At 60.7% G+C, this 13,893-nt stretch carries 15 protein-coding genes; 9 read left to right on the top strand and 6 right to left on the bottom strand.

From position 1 onward, the window contains the following. Positions 1-61: 61 nt before the first annotated feature. The 4 genes from N181_RS29100 to N181_RS29085 are packed head-to-tail and all read right to left on the bottom strand — an operon-like array spanning position 62 to position 1,867. Complete coding sequence (locus N181_RS29100; RefSeq protein ID WP_037400423.1) at positions 62-601, bottom strand: DUF1697 domain-containing protein; 540 nt, start codon at positions 599-601, stop codon at positions 62-64. Positions 602-614: 13 nt separating this feature from the next. Next, complete coding sequence (locus N181_RS29095; protein WP_174839365.1) at positions 615-1,043, bottom strand: DUF2267 domain-containing protein; 429 nt, start codon at positions 1,041-1,043, stop codon at positions 615-617. Beyond that, a complete protein-coding gene (yidD, locus tag N181_RS29090; RefSeq protein WP_014328121.1) occupies positions 1,040-1,417 on the bottom strand; it encodes a membrane protein insertion efficiency factor YidD in 378 nt (125 codons plus the stop codon). Before yidD ends, N181_RS29095 begins: the two co-directional genes overlap by 4 nt. Positions 1,418-1,420: 3 nt before the next feature. After that, positions 1,421-1,867 (bottom strand): iron-sulfur cluster assembly scaffold protein, encoded by a 447-nt coding sequence (locus N181_RS29085; protein WP_014328120.1) that lies wholly within the window; start codon positions 1,865-1,867, stop codon positions 1,421-1,423. 339 nt (positions 1,868-2,206) lie between these two features. Here N181_RS29085 and folE point away from each other — a divergent pair, with 339 nt between their 5' ends. The 3 genes from folE to N181_RS29070 all read left to right on the top strand — a co-directional run bounded on the left by folE (position 2,207) and on the right by N181_RS29070 (position 4,658). Continuing rightward, positions 2,207-2,824 (top strand): GTP cyclohydrolase I FolE, encoded by a 618-nt coding sequence (folE, locus tag N181_RS29080; protein WP_014328119.1) that lies wholly within the window; start codon positions 2,207-2,209, stop codon positions 2,822-2,824. A 112-nt stretch (positions 2,825-2,936) separates the two neighbouring features. Beyond that, a complete protein-coding gene (gene hisI / locus N181_RS29075; RefSeq protein WP_037400419.1) occupies positions 2,937-3,389 on the top strand; it encodes a phosphoribosyl-AMP cyclohydrolase in 453 nt (150 codons plus the stop codon). Positions 3,390-3,695: 306 nt separating this feature from the next. Then, positions 3,696-4,658, top strand: a complete 963-nt coding sequence (locus N181_RS29070; protein ID WP_014328117.1) for a patatin-like phospholipase family protein — start codon at positions 3,696-3,698, stop codon at positions 4,656-4,658. A gap of 217 nt (positions 4,659-4,875) precedes the next feature. Here N181_RS29070 and N181_RS29065 read toward each other — a convergent pair whose 3' ends face one another. Beyond that, entirely contained in the window at positions 4,876-5,304 is a 429-nt protein-coding gene (locus N181_RS29065) for a CBS domain-containing protein (protein ID WP_014328116.1), read from the bottom strand. 512 nt (positions 5,305-5,816) lie between these two features. Between N181_RS29065 and N181_RS29060 the strand changes: the two genes are divergently transcribed. After that, positions 5,817-7,559 (top strand): adenylate/guanylate cyclase domain-containing protein, encoded by a 1,743-nt coding sequence (locus N181_RS29060; RefSeq protein WP_014328115.1) that lies wholly within the window; start codon positions 5,817-5,819, stop codon positions 7,557-7,559. Positions 7,560-7,676: 117 nt separating this feature from the next. Here N181_RS29060 and N181_RS29055 read toward each other — a convergent pair whose 3' ends face one another. After that, on the bottom strand, positions 7,677-8,402 hold the full coding sequence (locus N181_RS29055) for a rhomboid family intramembrane serine protease (protein ID WP_014328114.1): 726 nt from the start codon (positions 8,400-8,402) through the stop codon (positions 7,677-7,679). Positions 8,403-8,747: 345 nt separating this feature from the next. On the opposite strand from N181_RS29055, the gene N181_RS29050 reads away from it, so the two are divergent. The 5 genes from N181_RS29050 to N181_RS29030 all read left to right on the top strand — a co-directional run bounded on the left by N181_RS29050 (position 8,748) and on the right by N181_RS29030 (position 13,892). Continuing rightward, positions 8,748-9,368: a PAS domain-containing protein gene (locus tag N181_RS29050; protein ID WP_080577809.1), complete on the top strand. Its 621-nt coding sequence runs from the start codon at positions 8,748-8,750 to the stop codon at positions 9,366-9,368. A gap of 92 nt (positions 9,369-9,460) precedes the next feature. Beyond that, positions 9,461-10,072 carry a PilZ domain-containing protein gene (locus N181_RS29045; RefSeq protein WP_037401785.1) on the top strand — a complete coding sequence of 204 codons (612 nt, stop codon included), beginning with the start codon at positions 9,461-9,463 and terminating at the stop codon, positions 10,070-10,072. A 522-nt stretch (positions 10,073-10,594) separates the two neighbouring features. Next, positions 10,595-11,203, top strand: coding sequence for a transglutaminase-like cysteine peptidase (locus N181_RS29040; protein WP_014328111.1), 609 nt, complete (start codon positions 10,595-10,597; stop codon positions 11,201-11,203). A gap of 263 nt (positions 11,204-11,466) precedes the next feature. Beyond that, on the top strand, positions 11,467-12,195 hold the full coding sequence (locus tag N181_RS29035) for a hypothetical protein (protein WP_037401782.1): 729 nt from the start codon (positions 11,467-11,469) through the stop codon (positions 12,193-12,195). A gap of 179 nt (positions 12,196-12,374) precedes the next feature. Next, positions 12,375-13,892: a D-alanyl-D-alanine carboxypeptidase gene (locus N181_RS29030; RefSeq protein ID WP_037401796.1), complete on the top strand. Its 1,518-nt coding sequence runs from the start codon at positions 12,375-12,377 to the stop codon at positions 13,890-13,892. Position 13,893: the final 1 nt, after the last annotated feature.

Raw genomic sequence — 13,893 nt, 5'->3', positions numbered from 1 at the left:
CGGTGAATTGACGCGGGCCTGATAAAGGTTTTTGACTGGTGAGTAAAGGCGCGGCGGCCTCTCAACCGTCAAGCATGGCGCGCAAACCCCTGACCGTGTTCCAGTTGCGCCACGTCCCGATGCCCAGCCGTTTCGGCGTTGAGGCGCCGAGCAGTTTCGACTCGCTCGCCTTCCCGCCGAAATCGACCCAGAGATCGCCGCCGACGACCACGAGGCGTTCGCCTCTCGTACAATAGCTGCGGAGTCCATCGGCCACATCCGGCCGAAGCGGCGAACGCATCACCCGAATGTGGACGCGAGCCGGATCCTCCTCGCTTGCAGCGACGAACGGGTTGTCGGCGGCGAGCTTCAGCCAGTCATCGGCCCTGCGCACGATGATGTCCACATGCCGGCCGAATGTCTCCAGGAACGCCTTTTCGAGCGCCGATTCGATCTCTGCCAGCGGCCGTTCCGGCGCCCCGAAAATGAGATTGCCGGTGGCGACAAGCGTGCGCGGAGAGCGATAGCCGAGCCGCTCCGCCATCTGGCGAAGATCCGCCATCACGACGCGCCGCCCCTCGCCCAGTATGATGCTATAGAGCAGCGCCACGTAGCTCGCCATTCGCCCCTCGAAATCACGCCCGCCAGAAATCGACGGCGCCCTGCGGAAGCCGCACAAGTACGCGGTCCAGCTTTGCTTCGTCAATGTTTCGCCGAAGGGCCGCCGCGACGTCCGCGATGGCCGAATCCGGCGACACATTGTGGTTGCCGCGAAACGCCTGGACCTCGCGCGTCATCGCGACACGGCCGGAAAAAGGCACCGTCGGCTCCTCAAGATCCCAATCGGCGACGAAGATCGCCCGCAGCACCGGCGGCAGTGCGTTGGCGAAAATCAGCGCTTCGGAAATCTCAAGACGGCGTCGAAAGGTCTGCAGCACCGCCTGCACCATCGTATAGGCCTGATTGGTCGTCTGCAGACCGGCTGTGTCGCGCGCATCGAGGATGAAGCGGTCAAAATCGGCGGACGCCTGCCGATATTCCATCGGGATCGTCATGACGCTCACGCATCCTTTCGCCGACGCCGCCAAAAGCGCCATGGCGCATACCAGCGCTGGCGCGGCGCAAGCATCTCCGGCACCGGATCGAATCCATGCGTCCCACCGGGTCCGCAGCGCACGACGCGGAACAGCGTCAGCCACCCCCCGGTCCAGAGACCGTGCCGGCCTATCGCCTCATAGCCATATTCCGAACAGGTCGGCATATGCCGGCAGGAATTGCCGATGAAACTCGACAGCGTCAATTGGTAAGCGCGGATAGCCGCCATGCCGAAGAGCCGGCCGGGTGTCTTGCGAAACGGCCCGGACCAATTGCGGCCGCTACCGGCGATACCGGTCCGGCTGCGTCCGGGAGCCTGGTCGGACTGCGGCTTTCCGCACATCGTTCACACTGCCGTTGCGAGGCGCTTTGCTTCGATCTGGCCGATCGCATCGACGACCGCGTCGAAGGTCAGCATCGTCGAGGCATGGCGCGCCTTGTAATCCCGTACGGGCATCAGGAAGCGCATGTCCTCGAAGCGGCCGATGGGGCCCTCTCCGTCCGCCTTCAGCATGGCCAGCATGTCCTCACGTGCCTTGCGGATTTCCGCCGCATGCGCGCCGACGACGTGGCGGGCCATGATCGAGGACGAGGCCTGGCCAAGTGCACAGGCCTTCACATCGTGGGCAAAGTCGGTGACGACGTCCCCATCCATCTTCAGCCAGATCCGAACTTTCGAGCCGCAGAGCTTCGAATGCGCCGCAGCTTCCGCATCAGCCTCGGCGAGCATGCCGACGCGGGGAATATTCCCGGCGAACTCGAGAATCCTGCTATTATAAATGTCATCCATCATTTGACGCGATCCGGCTGATTTTTCGCGGTTTTGAGTGATCGGCGCATGATTTTCTCCGCTAGAGGGGAAAAAAGCACGGCGTGCTACGTTGGGCCTCTTTCATCCATGTGGCACCATACTATATGCTATGTCGTGTTGGGGCGACAGTTCCGCAAGGGGATAAGTGTCGCCTGTTGTTTGGGAAACCGTGCTGGACGGTCCAGTGCACTGCTAAGCCAGGACCGGAAAGCCCCGGAGCCCGCCAACGGAACCCAAGCCTGCAGGGATAGGCGAATGGCCAATGGCGAGTTGTCCGAAAGATAAAACGTCAGCAATCTCGCATTGCTTAAAAGAGGCCATATGGACGCCATAGTAAAGAATTTCCCTCTGCTCGACGACACCAGCGGTCGGCCGACGCAGAAAGAAGCCGAGGAAGCTGTTCGCGTACTGCTGCGCTGGGCAGGCGAAGACCCAACCCGAGAGGGCCTGAAGGATACGCCGACGCGCGTCGTCAAATCCTATCGGGAAATTTTCGGCGGCTATGACCTGATCGCCGAGGACGTGCTAGGCCGGACCTTCGAAGAAGTCTCCGGCTACGACGACATCGTCCTCGAGAAAGACATTCCGTTCTATTCGCATTGCGAACACCACATGGTTCCGATCATCGGCAAGGCTCATGTCGCCTATCTGCCGAACGGACGCGTCCTGGGCCTGTCCAAGATCGCCCGTGTCGTCGATATCTATGCGCGGCGCCTGCAGACGCAGGAGTCGATGACGGCGCAAATCGCCAGGGCCATCGACGAGACGCTCGATCCGCGCGGTGTTGCGGTGATGATCGAGGCCGAGCATCTGTGCATGGCGATGCGCGGCATCAAGAAACAGGGCGCGACCACACTGACGACCACCTTCACCGGGGCCTTCAAGACCGAGCCGACCGAGCAGGCCCGATTCATGACGATGTTGAGGGGCTTCAAGTAAGACCCGCTTCTGCATGTTTTCCTCAAAGGGTGAAATCATGCAGCAGTTCAAAGTGCTGCAGCGAGCATTGCGCGCCTGAAAAGGCGCGCGGCGCTGTAGTGGAGCTTTCGCGATGGCGCTCACTTTTGTTGCTCCCTCAAAAGACAAGGCCGAACTGGAAACAGGCACGGCCTTTACCCCCCGCTTCGACGAGAAGGGATTGGTCACGGCCGTCGTGACAGACGCTCGCGATGGCGAATTGCTGATGGTCGCGCATATGAACGCCGAGGCATTGGCACTGACGATCGAAACCGGCATCGCCCACTATTACAGCCGCTCACGCAACAGCCTTTGGAAGAAGGGCGAAAGCTCCGGCAACGTGCAGACCGTCCAGGAAATCAGGACCGATTGCGACCAGGACGCCGTCTGGCTGAAGGTTAGCGTGGCCGGCCATGACGCCACCTGCCATACGGGACGCCGTTCCTGCTTCTATCGCGCCGTTGGGGTCGAGAACGGTAAGGCGCGAGTGACAATCACGGACGAGCACAGACATTTCGATCCGGCACAGATCTACGCCGAAAAATAGGGCTAGCCCGAAGCAACTGGATTTTCTTGGGGCATCCCCGTGTTATATTCATTCTTTAGAAACTAAACGGGCGCTTAATCATTAATTGTGAAGTCGGTTCCTGCGGTAACTGCAGCGTGCCGAGATGTGTTGCAACTTGTATCCAATGTTTACTGGGCCAGCCGCATTGGCGACAGGTTCGGTGCTAATCTCAATCCTGGTGCCAGTCTTTCAGCTATGAATGTACAAGGCCGGCACCACCGCCGGCTTGGCAGGGTCTCCTACAAGACGCGCGAGTAGTCGGTTCGGCGGTGTTGGAGGTGCCGGATGTTAAACTGGACGTTTACGCGCAACAACCAGATCGCCGACCTGTCCGGCCCCAATGGCACATCGCTGACGACCACCCCCCCTGAGCCGGTCCCGCTCCCCGCGAAACCGAAAATCGCCATAGCGCTCGGCGGCGGCGCAGCGCGCGGCTGGGCGCATATCGGCGTGTTGAGGGCGCTCGATGAAGAGGGTATCGAGGTCGGCATGATAGCCGGCACGTCGATCGGTGCGCTCGTCGGCGGCTGCTATCTCGCCGGCAAGCTCGACGAGTTGGAGGCCTTCGCCCGTTCTCTCACCGTCCGCCGCATTGCCAGCCTGCTCGATTTCGCGATCGGCGGCGGCGGCCTGTTTGGCGGCCTGCGGCTCACCAAACGCATGCAGGAGCACCTCGAACATACTAGCATCGAGGATCTCGACCGCCCCTTCATCGCGGTCGCCACGGAAGTTCACAGCGGCCACGAGGTCTGGCTGGAGAAAGGCTCGCTGATCACCTCTATCCGCGCGTCATACGCGCTGCCGGGGATTTTCGAGCCGATCCATGCAAATGGCCGCACGCTCATCGACGGCGCGCTCGTCAATCCCGTTCCCGTCTCGGTTTGCCGGGCCTACGAGCAGCAGCTCGTCGTTGCCGTCAACCTCAACTACGACCTCTATGGCCGTTCAGCCGTCGTCAAGCACAGCGCCGGCATGGAAACCCCCGATGCTCCCGTCAAGACAGGCAGTGCCTATTCGGCCCGCCTCGGCATGACGAGCGTCATGGTGCAGGCCTTCAACATCATCCAGGACCGTATTTCGCGCGCGCGCCTGGCTGGCGACCCGCCGGATCTCGCACTCCACCCCAGGCTCAACGACATCGGACTATCAGAGTTTCACCGTGCTGGCGAAGCGATCGAGCGTGGCTACTTGGAGGCAAAGGGCAAGCTCGCCGAGATCAAGCGAATGCAGGAAGCGCTTGCCCGCTAGCGCATGTCGCCCAGAAGTGCGTAGCGGTCTTGGGACAACGACATGCGCAAAAACAAAGATCTAAAGCGCATGAATACGATTGAATGCGACGTGCTTTGACGGCGGGCTGCCGCCGTTCGGTGATGACGTTTAATGTGACGAAGACTTGATCCCAGCAACGGAATTTCGAGTTGCTCGGCCCGTGCGATGGAGGGCGGCGTTGCACCGCCCTCGCCTTTCACCCGGCAATATAGGCTTTGATTTCCTCGGTCTCCCGTTCAATCGCGCGAATATGGTACTTGACCACGTCGCCGATCGATACAATGCCGGCGAGGCGCCCCTCCCGCTCGACGGGCAGGTGGCGCGCGCGCAACTTGCTCATCATCTCCATCAGGGTTTGAACGGACATTTCCTCGCGGCAGCAATAAACGTTCTGCCACATCACGGACGATACCGGCTTGTCGAGACAGGCAGCGCCATACTTGGCGATCGACGCGACGACATCTCGCTCCGTCATGATTCCGACGATGCTGTCATCCGTATCGAGGACAACGACGGCGCCAATATGATTGTCATGCAGAAAGGTCACCACTTGCTGCACCGTCACTTGCGGGGTGACAGTTACAACGTTGTAGCCTTTCTCATTGAGGATCGCTTTCACTGACATACGCACATCTCCCGTTTCGACAATTCCGGGGCTCGCGGGAAAGAGGTTCTCGCCGTATCAGCTGCTGCACTCGCATCCAGACGCTTGTGGGCGATGCCCTTCGCACAGTCGGCCGCAGGAACCTGACCCGATTATAGCGTTCGTGCCTCCACACGAAACCGCATCGATACCCGGTCTTTCAGCGGCCGCTTCACGTTGGCGATCGGCGACCGTAGTGAATGGTGCGTCAGTACTCCAATGAAATCAAGCCTTCGCGCAGCGTCCTTCGGTCTCTTCCGCGGAACAGAGGATCACGATGGGTCTGATATTGAAACAATCCATCATCGCGACCCGTGACCGGATGGGAGGTTGGCCCTCGGCGATCGCGCATCTCGGACGTCGCACTGTACCGCACCAACCAGCGGACAGCCGACGATCTTGCGGAACACGTCAAGCAGCTTGTCGTCCGTTCCACTTCTACCCGAGGCGCAAATAGCATAGGCGCAATTCCGCTTCCCGGGTACAATGGCCATATGGCCGAAGAACGCGTCCGGCGCCGTCTTGCAGCAATCGTCGTCGCGGACGTCGTTGGCTACTCGCGATTGATGGAGGAGGACGAAGTTACGACGCTGGCGGTGCTGAAGGAGCGCCGGGCGACAATTCTCCAGCCAGTCGTGCGAGCACATGGCGGCCGCATCGTCAAAGTGATGGGAGACGGGGTTCTCCTGGAGTTCGCAAGCGCGGTCAACGCCCTGTCCGGAGCGATCGACTTACAGCGGAAGATGGCGGATAAAAACGCGGCCCTCCCGGATGCGCGCCGTATCGTCTTGCGCATCGGAATCAATCTCGGTGATGTCGTCATAGATGGCGGTGACGTCTACGGTGACGGCGTCAACATCGCCGCAAGGATACAAAGCCTCGCCGAGCCGGGTGCCATCTACGTGTCGGCGGGCATCCGCGATCAAGTAAAGCGGAAGCTCGCGCTTGGCTTTGACGATCTTGGACCGAAGTCCCTGAAAAACATCGCCGAACCGGTTCATGTCTATCGCGTGCTCTATGAAGCCGCCGCCTCGATGGGTCACGAAGGACAAGCGGCGCTGCCGCTGCCTGACAAGCCATCCATTGCCGTGTTGCCATTCACCAACTTGAGCGGGGAAGCCGAATACGACGTTTTCGCAGACGGATTGACCGAAGACCTTATTACAGACCTTTCAAGAAATGCCGGCCTGTTTGTCATCGCGCGCCATTCAACCTTCGCCTACAAGGGGAAGTCGGTCGACGTTCGATTGATCGCGCGCGAGTTGGGCGTCCGCTACATCGTGGAGGGCAGTGCACGCCGCGCCGCCGGTCGCGTGCGCGTCAACGTTCAGCTCATCGACGCCGTTGGCGGAGATCATCTCTGGGCCGAACGCTTCGACCGAAATCTCGAAGACATATTCGGCGTACAGGACGAAGTCACAGATAAGATCGTCGAGGCCCTCGTTGGACGTTTGGCGCAATCACCGTCACGCAACCGTCCGAAGAGCCTGGAAGCTTATGACCTTTGTGTGCGCGGGCGAAGTCTGGTCTCAGCGTTGAACAGTTCCCCAGAAGCGCTTCGCGAGGCCGAGATACTCTTGAACCAGGCAGTCTCCATCGATTCCGAATATGCGGAGGCATTTCGCTGGCTGGCTTTTGTTTACTGGCAATTGTGGGCGCAGAGCATCGAATCCACGACAGAAAACCGATCACGAGCCCTTGAACTGGCCCGCAAGGCAGTAGCATTGGACGAGAACGACGCTGCCGGTCATTGGTTTATCGGATATTTGTTGGCCAATGAAAAACGCTGGCCCGAGTCCGATGAAGAGTTCGCAGCCGCCTTCACGCTGGAACCAAACAATGCGGATGCCCTGGCCATCTGTTCGGAGCTTGCGGCGTTCGCAGGTCGCCCATCGGAAGCGATTGAACTGATCCAAAGGGCGCTCCGACTGAATCCGCACCCGGCCGGGTGGTATTATTGGCAGCTTGGACTCGCGCATTACGCGGCCTGCCAATATGAAGAAGCCGTCAAGATATTGCGCATGGAGGCGATCTACCGCAGCCCCTCGCGCCGCATTCTGGCGGCTAGCCTGGCCCAACTCGGACGCAGAGACGAGGCGATGCGTGAGGCTGCTCTTTTCATGGCGATGACCCCAAAATTCACGATTACCCACTGGGCCGCAGCACAACCCGCCCGCGATCCGGAGACAGTCCAGCGCTTCGTCGAAGGCTATCGCATGGCCGGATTGCCGGAATAAACGGGAAGAGCCTCAATTGTCGATATTGCCGAGGGTGCCCTTGAAGGCGCAACGCTCCCAAACCGCTGCTCAACATTGAGCGGTGCCTGTTTTTTGGCGCTCCCTCCACAAACTCGTCTAGTCGCGAGGATCAAACCACCCGAACAGGAAGAAGCCGAAGAGGAAACCGCCGATATGCGCCTCCCAGGCGACGCTTCCCGCGCCGCCCATCGAGAAGAGGCCGAGTCCGATGAGAAAGTTGGTCAGGAACCAAATCCCCGTGAAGACCAGCACGGAGCGGTTTGTCAGCGTCTCAGCCAGCGAGAGCCGCCGATTGAGATGGGCGAACTGGCGGCTGATGCGGCCGCTCGGCGAAAAGACGAAGCGCGCCGCGGCGCCCATCAAGCCGGAGACGACACCGGAGGCGCCGACGACCACGGCCATCTCTCCCCAGTGGAAAACGACGTGCAGTGCGACCGCCGCTGCCGCCGATAGACACCAGAAGACGGCAAGCCGCGCAACGCCGATCCGCCGCACGACCGGCGCGCCAAACGCGACCATCCAGAAGATGTTGAAGATCAGATGCTCCCAACTGCCGTGGAGAAAGGAATAGGTCACGGGCGTCCAGAGCCAGACGAGACCTTGCTCACCAAGCGGGATCGTGTAGCGCGCCGGCAGGAACGCAAAGTTCAGGATGACTTCCTGATCCAGCGTCTCCGGCAGAACGTAGGTTCTGATCGCGTGGATCGCGACGAGGAACAGGAGGACGAAGGTCAGGCCCTGCGGAAGATTGAAGGCCGGTTCCCGGCTGCGGGTTACCGTGCCTTCGCCATCGACCGGCGTCGCCGGCTGATCCTGTTCCATCACTCTCTTCCTGCTCACGCGCCGTTGGCGGTCGTGTCTCTGCCGCCTCGACCGATGCAGGCGACGGCGCGCAAAGGGATAAGCAAACAAAAAAAGGCCGTCCAGCAAAAACTGAACGGCCGTCGAGCCCAGTGCGGTGCTCCAGTCGATGTGCCGAAGGCAACCCTTCGTGAAGTGATAGCGACGGAATGCCAGCCGGCAGCCTCGCGAGCAAGCGAAACCGATCATTAACCTTAATTTCGACGTGGCACGGAATTCGCTCCGTCTTTTCCAGGATCGAGCGAGAAAGCGCCGCCTGTATCACTCCGGCACAGCCGGCACGTAGCAAGGAAGTGAACCGCCCTGATGCACAGCAGAACGACAATGGAACTGTTCCAATATTGGAATGCAGTCCGAGGCGAGCGCGACCTTCCCCGCCGGGATGAAATCGATCCGGCGCATATCCGTTCGCTGCTGCCGGATTTGTTCATTCTTCAAAGGAGGGCAAGCGGCGACATTTGCTTCCGTCTTGCAGGCACGCGACTCTGTGCGCTGTTCGGTCGTGAATTGCGCGAACAGCACTTCTGCGACCTCTGGCTAGGCTCGGAAGCGGACGGGATCACCCGAACTACAAACCAGGTGATGACGCAATGCACCCCCATGCTGCTATATGCCCGCGGCGCCACGGAAGCCGGTGACGAGCTCGACCTCGAACTGCTGCTTGCACCACTTGCATCGTCCGACGGCGCGAACGACCGGCTGCTCGGCGCCCTCTCCGCCCTGGCCCGCCCGGCATGGCTGCACATGACGCCGCTCGCGCATCTTGTCGCGACCGGGCTCAGCGTTCCCGATATTGCCCGCAACCTGCCGGCCGAGCGGTCCTATGGGAAAGCCGCAGACACAAAAGTCAGCGTTGCAGGATCGGGCGGACGCAACAATCGGAAGCTGTTTCATTTACGCATTCTCGACGGTGGCAAAGGTGGCTGAAGAGGGGATCGATCCAGACTTCCGGCGAACCTTCTATTAACCGGCGACACCTATACTTCCGCGTGCAAGCATACGTCGATCGCAGAGTGACCATGTTCTCGTTTCAGCACGCCCAAAACAGCGGCCCGAGGCCACACCAGGAGAACGCCTTTCAGCGCGTCTCGGTTAATCTCTCTGGACGGCTGATGCTTGCCAATCGCGACGAATATGAATGCACCGCGGTCGACATGTCGCCGGGCGACGTCCTTTTTGCGACGGCCGCCCGCCCGCGCGCCGGCGAGCGCATCATCGCCTATATCGACCATGTCGGCCGGCTCGAAGGCACCGTCTCCAGGCTCGGCGAGGACGCGTTCGTCATCCAGCTGAACGCAACAGAGCGCAAACGCGAAAAGCTCGCCGCGCAGCTCACCTGGATCGCCAACAAGCACGAACTGGGGCTGCCGGAGGATCGGCGCCACGACCGACTGGCGCCGCGCAAGACGGTCACCGAGCTCACCGTCGACACCGGCGAGAAATATATCTGCCGCATCATCGACCTTTCGCTCTCGGGTGCGGCGGTCGATATCGACGTTCGCCCGGCGATCGGCACGGCGGTCAGACTCGGCAACGGCATGAAGGGCAGGATCGTCCGCCATTTCCAGGAAGGCGTTGCGATCGAGTTTTCCGGCATCCAGGCGCGCGAGGCGCTGACCGAGTTCCTCTAAAGCGGAACGAAACGACACACGTCGACCGCTGAAGCGACGCTGGCCCTAGCACTTAGTGTGTGGGCGTGGGCGTGGAGGCATGATCCTCGTCCGTGGCTTGCACTCGCAAGTCGCCCCTCCGGCGCTATCTCGGCATCGCTTCATATTGCGCCGACGCATCCGCGCTTGAAGCGGAAATATTCTTTGGTAAATCAACGGTTACCACAAGATCGCCGCTGATTAACTTTATCTCCACCATTTAAACCAGTTCTCGCTCAGGCCGCTGCGGTGACGCCGTTGCGCCACGCCTCCCGATCGAGGCAATAGACGTCAAAAGCTTCGCGTTTTCAAAGCCATACCCGCAGGCTCCATTCGCAGCCGATTTCATTCTCTAAAATTTGAATCGAATTTTATTCTTATTCGTCTTAAATTCTATTCTAGTTTTATTCTTATGCTATTCTCATTTGTACTTGTTTTTACCTCGCATCTTCGCCGGCGATAAAAATCTCTGTGCCATTGTCGAACCATAACGGGGAGACAAACATGCACAAGACAATCGCCAAGACGGTCGCCGCCGTGGCTTTGATTACGGGCTTTCTGGCCGGTCCTGCCCTCGCCCTTCCGGCAAACATGACCGTGGGCGGCTCGACCAACCCACCGGTCGGTCACTATGAATTCTGCAAGAGCCATTCGTCCGAATGTTCGCTGACAGGTCCCGATCGCGGCCCGGCCGTGCTGACGCGCGAGGGATGGAAGACAATTCTCGAGGTCAACCACGAGGTCAACCAGGCCATCACGCCGATGACCGACATGGAAATCCACGGCGTGGAAGAGAAATGGTCCTATCCGGACGTTGTCGGTGATTGCGAGGACTATGTTCTCCTGAAGCGCCGCAAGTTGATCGAGAGCGGCTTCGCCCCCACCGATCTCCCGATCACCGTCGTCCTGCAGCCGAACGGCGACGGCCATGCCGTCCTGACGGTGCGCACCGATCGCGGCGATTTCATCCTCGACAATATGCGCAGCAAGGTTCTGCTGTGGTCCGAGACCGAATACACCTTCCTGAAGCGTCAATCGTCGGAAAATGCCGGACGGTGGGTGAAACTGCAGGATGGCCGCGCCGTTGCCGTCGGCACGGTCCGCACCGAGTAAGGCGACCGCAGAGCCGCGACGATCCTATAGTCTTCGGGCTTCGGTCAGTCTGTCCCCGTCCAGACCAAGCCCTTGGGCCGGTTCCGTTTGTCCCCGGAACCGGCCCTATTTCATTATGAGAGACGCGGCGCCGCGCTTCATCGAAAATTAACCATGCTGAGCGAGCGTCAGGTAACGACCTCCGCCGGAATCGTTCACCAGTGCTGTGCGGATGAACGTGCCAATTACAGTCTGCCACGCCATCGCCACGGACGGCGCCTTTCGTGAAGAAGCCCCTTATTCCCGAACCGGATCTTGCCCCGCTTCTTTCGCCACGCTTCACCTACAGGCTCATTGCGGTCTTGGGGCTGTTGGCGATACTGGTGATGACCGTCTCCCTGTCCAGTCAGTGGCTCGGCGAGAACCTGGCGCGCGCCGGACACACCTCGAGCCGCGAGAGCGTCGATGTCTTCATCGGCCAGGATCACCTGCGCCTGCCGGCCAACGTCATTCGCTTCGAAAGCCAGCGCGTCACGGGTGTCGTCGAGCGCGTCGATCTCTACCTGACCTGGCCGGCACTCGAAGGCTATAGCGACGAGACCCGCCATGTGTTCAACGATGTCGATCAACCGGAAAAGCTGATCTTCGTCCAAATTGCACAAAGCACCATGTCACGCGACATGTCGGGGAGGCTCGAGCCGATCTATCGCCACGTCCTGGAGCCCAACCCGCAACCCGGTCCGGCGGGGCTGACCAGATACGACGCCAAGCCGAGTTCCAGCTATGCCGGCGAGGTCTTCTTCACCGCTCCTCGGCCTGACGGTCCTTCCTTCGCGCTGCGCTGCCTCCTGCCCGAGAGCCCTGCGGCGTCGACAAGCGCCGATTGCCAGCGGGACTTTCATGCCGGCAAGGATCTCAGCATCCTCTACCGTTTCTCGGCGAAGTTGCTGCCAGAATGGCAGGCAATCGATGCCTCGATGGAAAGATTCGTTCGAGACCGACTCGTGCCGTGAATTTGTCAAAGTGTCGTGGTGGAGGCTGCCTGCTCGTCGATGCGGCCAGCGGGTGTCATACCCGAACAGACAACCTGACCCGGAAACCAATCATTCATCATAAACCGATTGGTAACGCTATCCCGATACTGTCTCGGGAACGGTCGTATCCGGGACTTTGTCCGGACGACACCCACGACATAAGAATGAAGAGCAACGCAGTGTCTCGATCCGTTTTTTTTGATCTCGCGAAACGTCCGCTTGGCGGCATTGCAAAGGCGGTGGGACGCGTTGTCCTGGCGGGCGTTGTCGCCGGCCTGGTCTTCTCGGCGCCGGCATTGGCCAATTCGAAATATGCCGGCATCGTCGTCGATGCGAAAACCGGCAAGGTGCTTTACGGCGAGGATGCGGACCAACTGCGCTATCCGGCCTCGCTTACCAAGATGATGACGCTGTATCTGACCTTCGAGGCGCTCGAGGCCGGCCGGATCAGCAAGTCCACACCGGTTCCCTTCTCCAAGAAGGCAGCAGCGGAGCCCCCTTCGAAGCTCGGCGTCCGAGCCGGCAAGTCGATCACCGTCGAACAGGCGGTTCTTTCGCTCGTCACGCGCTCGGCCAACGATGCGGCGACGGCTCTTGGTGAATTGCTCGGAGGGTCCGAACAGCGCTTCGCCCGCATGATGACGAACAAGGCGCGTGCCCTCGGCATGACGCGCACGACCTATCGCAACGCCAATGGCCTGCCGAATACCGAGCAGAAGACGACAGCGCGCGATCAGGCCCGGCTCGGCCTGGCCCTGCGTCAGCATTTCCCGCAATATTACGATTATTTCTCGACCCGCAGCTTCCGGTTCGGCAAGCAGACGATCGGCAACCACAACCGCCTCCTCGGCAATGTACGCGGCGTCGACGGCATCAAGACCGGCTATACACGCGCTTCCGGCTTCAACCTGGTGACCTCCGCGCAGCTCGAGGGCCGCAGCATCGTCGCCGTCGTGATGGGCGGGACGTCCGGCGGTTCCCGCGATGCGCAGATGCGCAAGCTGGTCGCCAAGTACATGCCAGCCGCCTCTCGCCGCGGCAACGGCAACCTGATCGCCGAAGCGCCGGCAGCACCGGTCGAAACCGTCACGGAAACGGCAGTCGCCGCGGCCGAAGCGCAAGCCGTCGCGGCAGCAGCACCTGTCGCCTCGCCGGCTTCGGACCTGCCGAATACCGGTCCGGTACCGGATTTCCGCTACAGCGGCGAAAGCGTGACGAACGTCGAGATGGCCTATGCCGCCGCGAAACCCGCCTCGGACAACCCGGTCCTCGCCGCCAAGGCGGCGCCGAACACGCTCGATGCCCAAGGCGCCACGCTCGCCCGGCAGGCGGCCGTCTCCGCCGACGTCGATACGCAGATCACCAATTCGGTCGCCAAGGCAGAGGCTTCGGCCGGCGCGGCGGCGCGGCAGTCGGCAGACGTACAGCCACAGGGCTGGGTCATACAGATCGGTGCTACGTCCGACAAGGCGCAGGCCATGACGCTCCTCGGCAATGCCAAGGAAAAGGGCGGCAAGGTACTCCGCGATGCGACGCCATTCACGGTGGCTTTCGGTGACGGTACGGCCCAGGTCTATCGTGCGCGCTTCGGCGGCTTCGACGATCAGAATAAGGCCGTCAACGCCTGCAAGGTTTTGAAGAAAAAGGGATTCGCCTGCTGGGCCAGCCAGCAGTGAC

Origin of the sequence: Sinorhizobium fredii USDA 205 (genome assembly GCF_001461695.1) — a bacterium.
In the GTDB taxonomy this organism is placed as follows: domain Bacteria; phylum Pseudomonadota; class Alphaproteobacteria; order Rhizobiales; family Rhizobiaceae; genus Sinorhizobium; species Sinorhizobium fredii.
This window is presented reverse-complemented; position numbering and strand designations above follow the sequence as displayed.